This is a genomic window from Vibrio sp. S12_S33, from assembly GCF_963889785.1.
Lineage (GTDB): Bacteria > Pseudomonadota > Gammaproteobacteria > Enterobacterales > Vibrionaceae > Vibrio > Vibrio aestuarianus.
Genome location: NZ_CAWPQZ010000023.1, coordinates 23448 through 38003 on the forward strand (window position 1 = coordinate 23448; position 14556 = coordinate 38003).

Here is a 14556-nt window from a genome sequence, read left to right on the forward strand (position 1 = left end):
TGCCGAGGAATGGACAGTGATTACAAGCACCACCAATAGTCTCTCTAATTTAGACTACATTGATGATGAAATATCTCCAGAGACATTGGCACAATCCGTCGCTCAGATTGAATTAATCAATAAAGCGGAGGCTGAGCTTAATAAAGCCGATGCCAGTATCGCGACCTTGGTAAAACAGCCTGCCAGCGCTGAAACATTAGCCATGATCGCTGCTCAACAAAAGCAAGTGGTCATGGCTATGGTTGGTGGTAACCCTGAACAGGCAATTGCAATGGCATTGGCACAGAGTATTGAGAAATACGGCAAGCAATTGTCGGTTATACAAGGCTGGACCAATGGAGGACTGGCTATGTTTGAGAGTGCGATAGCAGTGATGTTTGACGGTATAAAAACAAGCGGTGAAACATCTGGTTATGCCTTAGAAGATTTATTCCAGCTCGCGATCATGGACTTCATGTCCCACGGTTACGGCTCTGCAATGGACGAGCAGATGAGGCACTTCTTAGAAAGTACTGGATCAGGTTCTCATGGCTATCATGAAGGCTTGAATGGCGCCGTGTTTGCCAATGATTGTCAGGATATTTTCAACTATATGATGAACAAAGCGCCACAAGACAGCCTCTGTCACGATATTTTGATTTACATGAATGACAACTGTGGTGGGGTCTTTGCTTTACAAAGCCAGTACAGAAACAACTTCAACAATGCTGGTGGGTTTGTTTGTGATTCTGGATATCCAAGCAGTGCAGGGCTCTCTCCGATGTTACGAATGGCTCTTATGGCTGGCTATCTCACAACCAATCCAAAGGTGGAACAATCGACGATTGAAATGTTTCTTACGGCCCCTATCGGTGCATTGGATGCGTTTATTCAAACCAATACTAGTTATACGTCGGCGATTGATTATATTTTCGATAATGACGGTTACCAGAATGACCCTGCCCATGATGGCTGGAGAGTATTGACACAAAATGGACACCAGGTTGTCGACTGGGAAGGGCAAGGTCTAGGTTTAGAATATTTTGAGCATATGTACAACGACTTTCCTCCAAGAGAATTAACCGATGAAGACGTTGAAGAGATCAACAGAATCGGTGATCAGGTCAAAATGCTCCAGCAGACCCTCAAATACTGGCTTTCAATATGCCGTGATGAACAAATGGCGATTACGCGCAATATATAGGTAATACGATGAATATTAGTAACCTGAGTGGTATTTCGATACCAAATTCTTCACCAAACAAGACGATAGTTACGCAAGATATTAAAGCTCGACTTGCGGCGATTGATAACGCGCAAGCGAAGTTGAATCAAACCGACACCGCTATCTTGGAGTCCGATATGCAGCCAGCCAGCGCTGAAACATTAGCGATGATAGCTGCTCAACAAAAGCAAGTCGTTATGGCTATGGTCAATGGTAACCCCGATCTGGCGATCGCTATTGCGCTATCACAGAGCATAGAAGCCTATGGTAAGCAATTAGAGGCCATTAATTCGTGGACTCAGGGAGGTACTGCTGTTTTAGAGCCAATGCTTGATATGATTTACGATTCTATTATTGAGGGTGGCGTGGATGGCACTGAATATGAAGATCTTATGCAACTGCTGGTGACCGACGTATTAATGCATGCCGATCAATGGGGGATCGATCTGACGGTATTACTGGGTTCTGATTATGAAGTTCACGTTGCGCAAATTACCGAACACTTCGGTAGTGGATTGCATGCTCCCTATACCGAATATGACAAACATCCACCAACAGAAATCACCAGTTGGTTTCTTGATACCTTTGTGAAGAATTTAGTCCCCTTAGTGGGCAAAAACATTCCAGCAGACTCTTTGAGTGCAAAGATTCTCTTATTCTTCGATGAAGACAGTAATCAAGCAGGCTTAGATAAGTGTGCGGCCAATTACTGGACTGATCCGAATGGTTTTATCAATGGGGCTTCGAAAGATAACCCTGCGGCTAAAGACTGCAATCGGCTTTCTCCGATGTTAAAAATCTTTCTGATCTCTTCGTGCGCTCTCGATGGGGCGATAACTACAGAAGAATGGGATGAGATCCTTTTGGGAGGAACTGCTGAGGTAGAGGTATTACTTGGCGTTGGAGATGGTGAACTTGGTCAATACCTTGTGGATAATGTTGATGATTGGGACCCCAGTTCCGGAAATACACCGAAAGATAAAGTGGAAAAGGATCGATATCCTGATTTTACGAAGGGCAGCGGCATTTATCCAAATGATTTAATCAACATGTTAGTCAACTTTCCCGCTAGGGAGTTAACCGACGAAGACATCGAAGAGATCAACAGAATCGGCGATCAGGTCAAAATGCTTCAGCAGACCCTCAAATACTGGCTTTCAATATGCCGTGATGAACAAATGGCGATTGCACGCAATATTTGATTGTTTGGCAACGCCAGCTAGAGAACAGCATAAAAGGACATGATATTGCTGGGGACATGTCGCTCGTCCATCGAGAGTAGAGCAAACCTGAGGGATGCTTATTCCCGGCCTAATACATGAAGGGAAAATGACATGAGTACACTCATGAATACCATCTCAGCTCCGGCTTATGTCGGTGCTGTAGAGGAACAAAGCAAGAGTGAGCAGAGCACGTCTACTCAAAGCTCTGCTGTGGAGTCGGTCTCGCCGAACCAGCCACTTCCTGGTAGTTCTGTTTCACTTAGCGCTTTGTGGCGTTTGGTTGAAGCGCAGATGAAAGAAGTCGCGAATGCTGTTTCAGGCACTGGCAAAGAAAACTCAGAAGCAAAGAAATCACTGATTGAAGTGCAGAAAGAGTCTCAGATTAACCAACTGAAAGAACGTGAAAGCCAAATCGAAGAACAGAAAAAAGCAGAGAAGAAACAAAGCTTTTGGGGCAAATTGGGTATGGCGCTTGGTTTTATCGCTGCGATTGTGATTGCACCGTTTAACCCAGTGATGTCGGCAATTATGATTGGAACCATGGTTGCGGCGATTGTTATTCCTAAGATCGCAGATGAAATAATGAAAGCGGCAGGTGTTCCTGAGGAAACTCGGGAAAAAGTTAAAATGGGGTTGGAGATCGGCATTGGTCTTGTTGGTATGCTGCTTAGCTTTAACCCTGCCCAGTTGGTAAAAAACATAGCCAAAACAGCGGCGACTGCGGCAGCAAAAGCTGCCAGTGTGGTTGACCGTGCTGTTGATGCAATGATGAGCCTACGTAGTATTTTAGCCAATATAAACCCTGCTAAATTGGCTGCTCTGTTGGGGAAATCTGCCGCAAACGGTGCGACTAAAGCGACTAAGTTATTAGATACCGCAGTCGATGCACTCAAAGCATTTAAAACGACATTGGTTAACACGACCAAACAAGCTCTGCAAAAAGCGGCTGATACGGTGACAAAAGTCATGAATCAAGCACTTGAAGCTCTTAACCAATTGAAAGCGAGTTTTATTAAAGCACTAGACACGGCAGCTGATGCTGTTAAATCGGTGGGTACGGCGCTGAAAGAGCAGTTAGCTAGTCTAACCAAAGCGGTCGATAAAGTTTCGTCTGTAATGGACGACTTTGCTGCTAGTGTGAAAAAACTAAACCCAACTAATATGTTAAATAAGTTGTCCGAAATTACTGACAAAATGTCTGACATGCTCAACACCATAAAGGCTATGCGACCAAGTCAACTTCTCAATAAAGCCAAACAGATGTTGGATGATGTGGTCGAATCACTTAAAGATTTGATGACAAATAGTGAGAAAACTAAGCTTCGAGCGACACGGGTCAACCAAGTGGTGGAAGTAAGTTCGAATGTGACTTCTGTCGTTAGTACCGGTTATAGCGTGAAATCTGCTGATATCTCGAAAGATTTAGAGGTTGCTCAAGCTAAACAAGAAGAGCTAGAAACTCGTATTCAGCAAATATTAACCATGCTTTCTCAGTCGATGCGCGCCGTGACTCATGCGTTTGAGTCTCTTTACAAAACCAACAGTGATTATCGTGAATTTAATGACAAGATGATTTCGATCACTATGTAATCCGGAGAAATAATATGGCAACTGCAATGACGATTCCAATGCCTTTGGATTTCACACTGAAGGAAGGTAAGGACACAACAAACAGCCTAGAGATCAATGAGAAAGAGTGGTATGGCTTCTCTAATGCATTAAGCCCAGAGATCAATGAGAAAGAGTGGAATGACTTCTCTAATGCATTAGATGAAGTCAATTCAGGCACTGTTTCGATGAGTGACCTTTTGGCTTTGCTAGCCGAGATTATTGAATCGTCTCAGCGCTTACGTGCTCAGGTGATGCAAAACCGCATTACTGAAGCTGTCGCGACTAGTGATCTAGCTGTGAAAATTGCCGGAGATAAGTGTGGTGATGCACAGCGTAAGTTTGGCATTACACTGGCTGCTTCAGTTGTAACGATGGCACTAACCACGGCAGCAACTGTGCGAATGGGGCAAACTAAAACCCTTCAAGATAAACATGTTGTTGATATGACCAATGGCAAGTCGACTTCAGTGAAATCATTAGATTCGAATACCGTTAATGATTTTAGTGCTCGTTTACAAGAGGGGCGTACTGGTAAGTATCGTGCGGTATCTCAAATGAGTGAGATGGGCGGTAGCATGGTAGGCAATGTCAATGAGATGCAAAATGCTGCACAAGTGAGAACTCAAGAAGAGAGCCAAGCCACTAAAGATCTGAAAGAGAAGTTCGATGGTCAACTGGATCAATACATTCAAGACTTAACTCAAGAGGCGGTCAAATTGAATGAAATACTTGATTCCATGGCCAAAGCAAGTCAGGCAACAAACAGATAAGGAGCAAGAGCGGGCTTGCCCGCTCTTTTTAGCCTATGCGAAGTGTCTCGTTTTCGATATCACAAAAAGCTGAGCGTGTTTCTGACATCACTCCGACAAAACAAACTCGGGAAGAAAGTCAGACGAAGCGTGTCCGAGATGTTAAGCAAGCTGATAAACGGGCAAAAAAACAACATCGCCTTTTTCGTATTAGACGTAAGCCGATGACACCTCAACAGCAGCGGCAATTTTCAAAAATGCTGAACAGTTATCAACTTAAAGCCTTAAGAGATTGGCATGGGTTCACGCAAGGCTTACCCGAAAAACAATCGCTTAACGAGGCGCAGCTATTTATTTTACAGGCTGCCAATCAATGTCAGCATCTTTATCCTTCCTCTATTCGCAAAAAAATGACTCAGTATCTGGAGTCATTAGGTGCGTTGGCCGAGGGAATGGACGCAGACAGTGAAGTACTGCAACAGTTGGTAGCTTATGAGCATTATCTGGAAGGGTTACTTTCAATGTTAGTACTCTGTCGAAAGTATGACTATCGTGAGCGTCGGTACCAACAAAAGCCACAAAATTTGAATGATTCTAACGGAGATCTTAACGATGACCAGTCCTTCTAGAATAGCCCATTGCGACATCCAAAATAGCGGATTAGATCCTTATGAAATGCTCAAAAACAAGTCACAACGACTGAGTTGGAATCGGCTGTCTGATACCGATATTTATCTTGATAAAAAGGCGGTGATTGAGTGGTTTGAACGTTTACGTCACTACTCAGAGCCGACGGTCAAAGCCATTGTTGTTGACGGAGTATTGGAAAGTGAATTCCACAATATCACTTTTATTTTACGACTAGTACAGGAACACGACTTTAGCACTATGACATCTAAAGATACTTATCAATTATTGTATGATTTTGTGTGCCAAACACCTCAAGGAATTAGAGATTGGGTGGATGAAAAAGATTATTTGATGAGCCGCAATGTATTAGCCCTACTTTCTCGAAATCGGTAAAATCTATGACTCATGACATCATATCTTTAAAGCCTTACCGCCAACTTAGCAGTACTGTGGCGGCGCAGATTAATGCGGTCGCAGGGCATTGTTTTGACAACCAAGCCATTCATCTTGATTTTGGTCAACTGGTATTAACCCCGAAATTTGTTGATGAGTTAGTCGAAATAACCCTAACTCATTTAGGTATCGAAGGCACAGGATATGTCAGAGTCAAAGACATTGAGCGTTTGCTTGGGCTAGAAGTTAAACACCTTGAAAAAGAATATCTTGACTATCTTATGGCAATGAACCTTGCTAAAGAGGGAGTACGATATGTACGCTTCATTGATAAAGAAAATCAGGTTGCTCTCCCCTCTCTTATGACCTGTATCTTTAAGTGTAGTCGTATCAGAATAACCATGTATCTGGTTGCCGAATTGCTTGATATTGACACTGAATATTTACAGTTTAAACCTCAACGTTTACCCGCAGATCTTAAGTTATCGGTTAGCTGGGCTCCATTTGAAACATACTTAAGCTGTGATGAATTAACTACGTTGTCTTCTGAAGATGTGGTTCTGGTGTACCCCAAATAAATGCAATTCACGTTAAATCCAATCGAGCAATTTTTGCTCCATCTCGAGCAAAGTGAACGGACAGTATTTAGTGAGTATCCCGACTATCTTATTTATCCCATTTTGCCGTTTTTTCAACTCGTTCATGTTTGCAATACGGAACAGGTGATTGAACAGCTGAACCAGTTTGAATCGGTATTAGGTGGTTACTTGATACGGGTTGACGGTTACTTAGCGTTTACTTGTTCTGAGTTTAGTGTCCGCGAAGATGATCTTCGTCGTTTGACTCTTCAATTGTTAGAAATAATGAGGTTCTAATATGTTATCCCCCACTTCCTCTGTTGGTCGTCTTGTTGTCGAACCCTCCTCCAATACCGATGAAAGTCGGCCTGATAGTTTAAGAGGAGAAAGGTCTCTGATAGCGTCAGTTAGCCCTCGACAGACGACTGTGCCTAGTGATGAAAGTCCTGACCGACTAATGGTCGCAATGTCAGCGTTTGCTTCTGATAGTTCAGAAGCTGAGGAAAGCGAAGCTGAGAAAAAAATACCCTGTAAAAAAAGTAGCAACAATAAAAAAAAGGTCGAGAGGAAATCCAATCGATATCATGACAAGACTAAAGCGAAAGCTCACCTTGGTGCCTGTGTGACAGGAGGCATTGCAATGGGCGTGTTAGCTGGGCCTATTGGTTTGGTGTTTGCTGCGGTTTATATTAATGCTATGTGTGTGACTATGTATGGTGGCAGCCAATTTGTCACTGGAGATAAAAAGGAGAATAAAAAGCCCGTAGAAGAGTTGCCGCAGGAGAACACATCGCCTCATCCGACAGCTAACAACGATCCTTTAAGACCAGAACCCGCATCACAACCAGAGCAAGATGACGATAAAGGTGAGGGAGAGGCCGACCGCAGCTACTATAATAAAGTTAATAGTGATAATTTCACCTTTGCTCCAGTGATCTCCTCCGGAGATAACATCACCATCAATGGTAACATCTATCTCTACCCTGGTGCGGATTATCAACCCACGCCCAACGCAGATCACACGTCGAAAAATGTAGCGACGCAAACCTCGGAACAAGCTTCAGAAACTTTAGTTCAAGAGCAAGATCGGTCGGTTTTCGTTACTAACATTACCCAAGTACCATCACCGAGCATTGAACAGACCGGGCCCCTAGATGAAGCCGTGAAAAAAATTTTGGTTGACCCTTCCGCTAACAGCCAACTGTTTCATTGTACATTCAGTGATGGGATGAACGCTTATTTACGCGCAGACCCGCACCTTATTACTCCGGCTAAGGTAGCGACTCATCAACAACATATTCACCAACAGCAGGTTGAGACACCGTCTTCACCTCCGACCGGTTTTCTAGGTTGGGTTAAAAACGGAAAAAATGATAGTTGGATACAGACGAATCAGTTTACCCCTGTACAAACCACTGAAGGTCCGATTAGAGGCAAGAATTACGAAGCCGATGCAGGCCTGAACCTCAGCAGCGGTGAGCGCTGGCATAATGCTCCACCTGTGTCACTTTCGTCAAATCAAGGTAATCAGGATCCTTTGGATGATGACGACTCTACAGCATTAAAGTTTACAACTGAAAAGGTTAGGACAGCTGAGCTGAAATATCGTAACGACGCTCAGCTTTCTACAATTTCATCTCGACTGATGGAAGAGACACATTCGATAGGTTCTGGAAATTCAGGTTTGAGTGAGCAAGATAGTTCTGCGACAACCGGTTCTTTAGGCTGGGTTAAAGGTGAAGATAATAGCGGTTGGAAACAAACGAATCAGTATACTCCTGTGCAAACCACGGAAGGTCCCATTAGAGGTAAGAACTACGAAGCCGATGCAGGTTCGAGTATCAACAGTAGTGAGCGATTACATAACGATCCTTCTGTGTCATTTTCGTCAAATCAAGGCTCTACGGAGCCTTTGAGCGATGACGATTCTATTGAATTACAGTCGACTACTAATGAAGTCAAGGTGGCTGAGTTGATATCTCGTAGCGATTCTAAAGGTTCTTTGATTTCATCTAAAGTGAGCTCGAAAGAAGATATCCCTGAAAAGAAAGAGACAGCTTTTCTATCAGAACATATTTTATCGGGTGGTTGGAAATTTGAGGTTCAAGGTGGTAAAGCTCGTTGGGTTAATGTTCAAACGAGCAATTCAAATACTCAACAAAGACCAGTGATCCTTAGTGCTGGGTCAGCCATTAGTGGTGTTGCGCAAAACTATACGCAAGGTATTTTTGCCAATGTGAAGGACCTTGATGAAAGTCGACGAGAGTTTTTTCATAAGCTTCAAGAGGGGGTATCAGTAAAGCGGCTCTCAGAGTTTAATATTATAAACGGGAAAGCTGAACGGCCTTTGGATAAACAGAATATTGCTTATGTCGCGTAGTGAATAAATCTGTCAAAAGCAGAGGTTTGTATTAAAAGACTAAGTTCTGGTTTAGTCTTTTTTTTTCTGTTGAGTTTAGTGAGTTTGATTGGTTAAGGTACGCCCAAGTATTGAACAGAGGTGTTCCCTTGTACATTGAAATTGACCCAGAACAGCGAGTGATTCCACAAATCACACTTAAGCGCGAGCGTAGCTCTAATGTAATTAAAAAGTCTGAGGTACGCCTTTTTCACGAAGCTCAGGCATTGTTGATGGCGATAGAAGAGCAAACGCAAGAGCATCAAAAGATTCTTGAGAAGCAAGTATTGCGGATGATTGAAGACAAAGAGCAGGCACTCAATGAATACGTGGAGAAAGCTTACGATAAGGTCATGGAAAGTTGGCTGCGTCAGCAGAGTGAATGGTTTGAACATGCCCAACATCAACTGGCGGAATTGCTCAATGATCAACAAAACAACTTCAATCAAGTCAAACAAGAACTCAAAAGATCGATTGCTACCTCGGTCAGTTCACGTCTAACCAAATTGAATCAAAGTGACCATCTGATTGGTCACTTGGTTGAGTTGCTGCACTCTGAAATTGATGATGAAGCGAGAAACTTATCGGTAAAAAAAATCACCCAAGGAGATGGCGTGGTTTTAACTATCGAGAATGAAGACAGTATTATTAGTATTAACACTATTAGCCTCGTTAATGAGTTGAGAGCGGGTTTGGACCAATTATGATAACTCGGTTCAAAGGTCGGTCGTTACTGTTCAACCCGAGCAGTGTCATTATTGCTTTGCTATTGCCTACCATTATTTTGGTGACTTTACCTGGCGGTATTATCGATGCATTTATTCTAGTCAGCTTTATCAGTTCCGCTTTGCTCTTGGTGATCATGTTGGAGAATGATGACCCTCTGAGCGTCACTTTTTTGCCTACAGTGGTGCTACTACTGACTACCTTTCGCTTATTGCTTTCTATTGCAACTACTCGAAATATTATTGCCAACGAAGATGTTGGCGATGTAATTGAAATTGTTGGCGAGTTTGTGATGGGCGGTAATTTGATTTCCGGCCTACTTATTTTTGTCATTATCACCATTGTTCAGTTTTTAGTGGTTACTAAAGGCGGAGAACGGGTTGCCGAAGTCGGTGCACGATTTTCTCTTGACGCACTACCCGGTAAACAGATGACGATTGATGGTGACTTAAAAAGTGGCCTCATTACTGGTGAGCAGGCGCAAAAATTACGTGCAGACCTTAGCACTGAGAATAAACTGTTTGGTTCGCTTGATGGGGCTATGAAGTTTGTGAAAGGGGATTCTATCGCCGGGATTCTAATTAGTCTGGTTAACCTGTTTGGCGGTATTTATGTCGGTATCAATCAATTTGACTTATCGCTTTCAGAGAGTGTGAGTCGGTTTTCGGTTCTAACGATTGGCGATGGTCTTGTCTCTCAGATCCCGAGCTTGTTGCTCTCGATGGCATGTGGGGTTTACTTAACCCGAATTAAAAGAGCTGGAGAAGAATCAAGTCCTTTTATTGAACAGTTAATGACGCAGATTGGCGTGTTTTGGAAAAGCCTCTTGATCATCGGATTCGTCATCTTTGCGCTTGGCCTATCTAATAGCAACTTGTTGTATGTCTGTGCACCTCTCGCGCTAATGTGCACGTTATTGGCTTTTTTATTGTGGCGTAAGCAAGCCCAGCCTACAGCCATAGCGGTATTTGAGCCGTTAGGTTCTGGTGTGTTTCAGTCGCTGAAATTTGTTATTCGTGAAGGTAACCATCAGCTTGTTATTCAACGTAGAGTCGAAGATATTGAGCAAGTTTTGTGGGGGCAGTCTTTGGGGGCGCCTGCAGTAACTGTCAATGCCCAGCTCGATAATAATATTGAAGTATATATCTCCGGTATATGTATTTTCCGTTTTAGTCATGACGCTTCGGCGCCTATAATTGAAGTGATGGAGGATGATGTTTTTGTTCGCCATCAAGATGTTGTATCAAATGTTTCGACAATCGTTGATTACTTTCTACGAAAACGTTTAGTGGAGAAATATAACCTCCAATATACCAATAATATTATAGATGGGTTGGCAACGCAGAGTGAAGTGATGAAAAACGAAATCTACTCAGCGATTGGTTTGAATCGTGTTCATGATGTTTTGAAAGAGATGATCCGTTCATCTGAATTCTATTTGGATAGGATTAGCTTTTTTGAGGCGCTGATCTACTGGTCTCGTATTGAAAGCGAGCCTAAAAACTGGTTGATCCGCATTCGTAGCCAAGCGCGTTATGAGATTACATCACGCTTACTTCATAACCAAGATAAGCTGCATGTTGCTCTACTTGATCCCCCATTAACGGAATTGATTGAATCATTTGTTATGGGTGAGACGGAAGATGTAGATCGATTGATTGATATTCAACAAAGCTTGCGTAAAGAAGTGGTGCGTTTAACGACACAGTACGGATATAAGCCTGTTTTGGTGGTTAATGATAGCGAGGTCAATCCGGTGAAATCCTTTTTCCAGCAGGTAATGTCAACAGTTGTGGTGTGTAGCCATGGTGATATTGCCGACTCTTCTTATATTGCGACGTCTGAGCCACTTCAGATTGCAAGTTAAGGGACTTAAATGGAATCCACTGAACCTAAAAAATATCCGCCTACGGAAAAGAAATTACGCGATCTGAAAAAGAAAGGGCAGTTTCCCAAAACTGAACTGGCGGAGACGACTTTAGAGTTGATTGTGTTTGCTGTGGTGCTAATTGGTGTCATTTTTCTACTCTTCGAAAACGCAGACCGTTGGATGGAAGAAATGCTTTACTCCGACGTTCAAGTTGGTTTTAAGTTGATGCTTTCATTGATTAGTGCAGTGATTGGGGGGGTCGTACTGGTCAAAATGATTATGGCGGTTATTGATTGGGTTGTTATTAATAAAAATGTTATCAACACCGAGTCCTTGGGGTTAAAAATTGAAAAGCTTCACCCTGTCACTGGGTTCAAGAATATTTTGGGTATTGAGGCAATGTCACGCTCATTGCGTAAGGTCTTAGAGCTGCTTTTTCTTCTGTTTTTGCTCAAGTATGTTTTTGATATTGCAGGTGACGAACTTAATACACTCAAAGAGATCAACAATCGCAGTTTCTTTCTCTATAACTTGGTGTTCTGTCTATTGATGGTGTCACTGTTATTTTTTGTTTATGGGGTGAGTGTTGGTTGTGTCGATTTTTTAGTTGAGCGTTACCACTTTGAACGAAAAAACCGTATGACGTTCACTGAGGTGAAGAATGAAATGAAAGAAACGGAAGGATCACCCGAAATAAAATCAGAACGCAAAAGAAAGATGCGTGAGGTTATGGAGGCCCCTATTACCAAAGGTAGAACACCGACATTTGCCTTGGCAAACCCAACTCATATTTTGGTTCCTATCTGTTTTGAACCACATATTGATAAAGCTCCGGTGGTTTTAAAAATCAGTACAGACTTATTCGCTCAGGAAGAAAAAAAGCGTTTAAAGATGATGAACGTGCCGATTATTGAACACAAACCTTTGGCAAGAGCCTTCTATCGCAAGATGAAGCACGGTGAAGATTTTATTCCTAAAGAATTCTATCGTGACGTGGCCATGATCCTATCAGCCCTTAAAAAGCATCAAAAAAATGAACAATCTAAATAAAATCAGCCTCCCGCTGGCCGGGATGGTCATGCTAAGTGCGTGCAGTAACCAGATTCGAGACGACAATTTAATACTCGATTATGATTGGAAACCCGATGTGTACAATTTGGTTATCGCTAATGTTGCCGATGCCGATAATATGCGATTTTGGGTTCGGCGGGCCCCTGAATACGCAGAAGGTTCGCCGCACCATCGAGCCTGTGTTGAGGTCGCGCAACCGACAGAGGCAAATCGATTCTATATTGCTAACCTAAATACTTATGGTCTGACGGAAGTGAAAAGTTGTAATGAAAATTATCTGGCGGTCAATAACTTAGTTGAACCAGAAAGAAGCCAGGCCTTTGATGGTGAGCAATGGCGAACAGTCTATGGTATTTCCAAAAGTGAACTCAATCATTCAAGTTTGTTACTTAAGTTTGAAAACTTGTTTCCCGTCAATGACTTTAGTCTGACCAGAAAAGCGCGTAATTCTTTGATTGCTGTGTTAACGGAATTACAAAAGTGGCCAGTACAAAGTGTGACTATTTATGGAGTAGCTGATTCATCTGGTACTTATTCGACTAATCGAACGCTGGCGGACCAACGAGCGAAGGTGACTCGTGAATTTTTAATAGAAGAAGGATTGAGGTATGTCCCCGTGCATATCAGAGGTAGTGTTGAAAATGGTCTAAATACGGCGCAGCAGCGAGTCGATCAAAGGCGTTTCATGATAGAGGTAAAGTTAAAAAAACATGAAAGATAGAAAGTTTTTTTTATTGATCAATGAATTTGTTCACTTGAATCACGAAGGCAGCCTTCACCTTGAAGGAGGCGATGCTTTAATTTGTCAATATAAAGAGCGGCAGATAAGAGTTGAGAATGGCGCTAGGCTCGGTTTACATGGGCAAATTGTGCTGGTGACAAAAATAAATCAGCAGTCATTGTCCGCTAACTTGTCGCTCAAGCTCAATGCCGATTTTCGCCTTACGGCGGACGGCTACATCGCCTGTATCACAGAGCAAGATTTTGATTTTATGCGCCATATTACGTTGCCGGAACATCCCCAGGAATTACTCCGTCTGTTAAATGAGTTTGTTGTTCAAACCACTATATTGGATGAAGAGATAAAACTACATGTGGTTGATTGAATTTGTAGACGGCCACCTCCACGGTGTATCGCTACCATTGCAAACAACATTCTCTCTCATGGGCAACAAAGAGGTCAGGCGAGATAATCAACTTTCGGTGCCGGAATATCTTCCTAGTGATACGGAATTAGTTTTTAAAATAGAAGATCAAACATGGTTCGTGAAAGGTTTTCGTCGCGGCGATAAGCTTAAAAAACTGGTGGCTAATAGAGTCTACAGCTTTAAAGGATTGAGTTTTTTCTTATATCAAGAAGGTGAGAGGAACCCCAAATTACGTCGTTTTCGTTTTAGACAGTATCAACCCGTAGTGGCTTTGACTTTGGTCCTTAATGTTGCACTGGCGGCTACAGTATTGGCTTTTTTTTATAATCAGCAGCAGTCGTTGATTGCAGAATACTTAAATCTGCTGGGATCTGGTTTTATTAAAGACGGCAAGTTAAACGTTTTTGATGAAGCTGCGTTACAGGCTCTTCCTGATTACTGGCAGGATAACCTTAGATTGGTCGAATCAAACCAATACCTTCGATTAACACAACTCGATATTGAGCTGGTTTCTTCTCTCACAGGAAAATCGCTTGAGAGTCAGTTGGTATCTAAAGCTAACAGAGATGAAGTTCAGGTTAATACTTATGAAGAAGAGAATCGGATAATGCTTCTGTTTGGGGAGTATGGATTAACGTTTTCTAAGGTTGGGGATAATTGGTTTGTGTCAGATCGGGCTAAAGCGGAGCAGTTATTAAAGAGTGCGGGGCTCGGCTCATTGACGGCGAACCTAAAAACGAAACTTGACCAAACCGAGGTCATTTCTAGTAGAGAATTCCCGTACTCAATTTTTTATTCAACCACTTCTGGTGGCTACATTTATGACCAACAAGGGCGCTATTGGGAAGGTAGCACTGTCCCAAGCCTCGGGGTCATTCAATCGATAACACGAGACAAAGTCGTATTCAAAAATGCTCATAAAACTCGTGTGTATCTAATTCAACCATAGTAGGAA

At 42.6% G+C, this 14556-nt stretch carries 15 protein-coding genes; all 15 read left to right on the top strand.

All coding sequences use genetic code 11. The annotated features are described in order from the left end of the window. Positions 1-16: 16 nt before the first annotated feature. Positions 17-1183 carry a hypothetical protein gene (locus AACW06_RS11730; RefSeq protein ID WP_192075185.1) on the top strand — a complete coding sequence of 389 codons (1167 nt, stop codon included), beginning with the start codon at positions 17-19 and terminating at the stop codon, positions 1181-1183. 8 nt (positions 1184-1191) lie between these two features. Continuing rightward, a complete protein-coding gene (locus tag AACW06_RS11735; protein WP_192075186.1) occupies positions 1192-2406 on the top strand; it encodes a hypothetical protein in 1215 nt (404 codons plus the stop codon). Between the two features lie 132 nt (positions 2407-2538). Beyond that, a complete protein-coding gene (locus tag AACW06_RS11740; RefSeq protein ID WP_192075187.1) occupies positions 2539-4017 on the top strand; it encodes a hypothetical protein in 1479 nt (492 codons plus the stop codon). A gap of 14 nt (positions 4018-4031) precedes the next feature. Then, positions 4032-4808, top strand: a complete 777-nt coding sequence (locus AACW06_RS11745; protein WP_192075188.1) for a type III secretion system protein — start codon at positions 4032-4034, stop codon at positions 4806-4808. Between the two features lie 35 nt (positions 4809-4843). Further along, positions 4844-5416 carry a hypothetical protein gene (locus tag AACW06_RS11750; RefSeq protein WP_192075189.1) on the top strand — a complete coding sequence of 191 codons (573 nt, stop codon included), beginning with the start codon at positions 4844-4846 and terminating at the stop codon, positions 5414-5416. Beyond that, entirely contained in the window at positions 5400-5810 is a 411-nt protein-coding gene (locus tag AACW06_RS11755) for a hypothetical protein (RefSeq protein ID WP_192075190.1), read from the top strand. Before AACW06_RS11750 ends, AACW06_RS11755 begins: the two co-directional genes overlap by 17 nt. Before the next feature lie 5 nt (positions 5811-5815). Next, positions 5816-6388, top strand: coding sequence for a hypothetical protein (locus AACW06_RS11760; RefSeq protein WP_192075191.1), 573 nt, complete (start codon positions 5816-5818; stop codon positions 6386-6388). Next, positions 6389-6685: a hypothetical protein gene (locus AACW06_RS11765; protein WP_192075192.1), complete on the top strand. Its 297-nt coding sequence runs from the start codon at positions 6389-6391 to the stop codon at positions 6683-6685. Between the two features lies 1 nt (position 6686). Next, entirely contained in the window at positions 6687-8768 is a 2082-nt protein-coding gene (locus tag AACW06_RS11770) for a hypothetical protein (protein WP_192075193.1), read from the top strand. Between the two features lie 128 nt (positions 8769-8896). Then, entirely contained in the window at positions 8897-9493 is a 597-nt protein-coding gene (locus AACW06_RS11775) for a hypothetical protein (RefSeq protein WP_192075194.1), read from the top strand. Further along, a complete protein-coding gene (locus tag AACW06_RS11780; RefSeq protein ID WP_192075195.1) occupies positions 9490-11379 on the top strand; it encodes an FHIPEP family type III secretion protein in 1890 nt (629 codons plus the stop codon). Before AACW06_RS11775 ends, AACW06_RS11780 begins: the two co-directional genes overlap by 4 nt. A gap of 9 nt (positions 11380-11388) precedes the next feature. Further along, positions 11389-12432: an EscU/YscU/HrcU family type III secretion system export apparatus switch protein gene (locus tag AACW06_RS11785; RefSeq protein ID WP_192075196.1), complete on the top strand. Its 1044-nt coding sequence runs from the start codon at positions 11389-11391 to the stop codon at positions 12430-12432. After that, positions 12416-13174, top strand: a complete 759-nt coding sequence (locus AACW06_RS11790; protein WP_192075197.1) for an OmpA family protein — start codon at positions 12416-12418, stop codon at positions 13172-13174. The genes AACW06_RS11785 and AACW06_RS11790 overlap by 17 nt, the downstream gene beginning before the upstream one ends. Next, positions 13164-13559 carry a hypothetical protein gene (locus AACW06_RS11795; protein WP_192075198.1) on the top strand — a complete coding sequence of 132 codons (396 nt, stop codon included), beginning with the start codon at positions 13164-13166 and terminating at the stop codon, positions 13557-13559. Before AACW06_RS11790 ends, AACW06_RS11795 begins: the two co-directional genes overlap by 11 nt. Beyond that, positions 13546-14550 (top strand): hypothetical protein, encoded by a 1005-nt coding sequence (locus tag AACW06_RS11800; protein WP_192075199.1) that lies wholly within the window; start codon positions 13546-13548, stop codon positions 14548-14550. The genes AACW06_RS11795 and AACW06_RS11800 overlap by 14 nt, the downstream gene beginning before the upstream one ends. The last annotated feature ends 6 nt before the right edge of the window (positions 14551-14556 follow it).

Excerpts from the sequence above, each read along its gene's own strand:
- AACW06_RS11770 (WP_192075193.1), top strand. The coding sequence starts at position 6,687 with ATGTTATCCCCCACTTCCTCTGTTGGTCGTCTTGTTGTCGAACCCTCC.
- AACW06_RS11765 (WP_192075192.1), top strand. The coding sequence starts at position 6,389 with ATGCAATTCACGTTAAATCCAATCGAGCAATTTTTGCTCCATCTCGAG.
- AACW06_RS11795 (WP_192075198.1), top strand. The coding sequence starts at position 13,164 with ATGAAAGATAGAAAGTTTTTTTTATTGATCAATGAATTTGTTCACTTG.
- AACW06_RS11780 (WP_192075195.1), top strand. The coding sequence starts at position 9,490 with ATGATAACTCGGTTCAAAGGTCGGTCGTTACTGTTCAACCCGAGCAGT.
- AACW06_RS11760 (WP_192075191.1), top strand. The coding sequence starts at position 5,816 with ATGACTCATGACATCATATCTTTAAAGCCTTACCGCCAACTTAGCAGT.
- AACW06_RS11740 (WP_192075187.1), top strand. The coding sequence starts at position 2,539 with ATGAGTACACTCATGAATACCATCTCAGCTCCGGCTTATGTCGGTGCT.
- AACW06_RS11790 (WP_192075197.1), top strand. The coding sequence starts at position 12,416 with ATGAACAATCTAAATAAAATCAGCCTCCCGCTGGCCGGGATGGTCATG.
- AACW06_RS11750 (WP_192075189.1), top strand. The coding sequence starts at position 4,844 with ATGCGAAGTGTCTCGTTTTCGATATCACAAAAAGCTGAGCGTGTTTCT.
- AACW06_RS11785 (WP_192075196.1), top strand. The coding sequence starts at position 11,389 with ATGGAATCCACTGAACCTAAAAAATATCCGCCTACGGAAAAGAAATTA.
- AACW06_RS11745 (WP_192075188.1), top strand. The coding sequence starts at position 4,032 with ATGGCAACTGCAATGACGATTCCAATGCCTTTGGATTTCACACTGAAG.
- AACW06_RS11735 (WP_192075186.1), top strand. The coding sequence starts at position 1,192 with ATGAATATTAGTAACCTGAGTGGTATTTCGATACCAAATTCTTCACCA.
- AACW06_RS11800 (WP_192075199.1), top strand. The coding sequence starts at position 13,546 with ATGTGGTTGATTGAATTTGTAGACGGCCACCTCCACGGTGTATCGCTA.
- AACW06_RS11755 (WP_192075190.1), top strand. The coding sequence starts at position 5,400 with ATGACCAGTCCTTCTAGAATAGCCCATTGCGACATCCAAAATAGCGGA.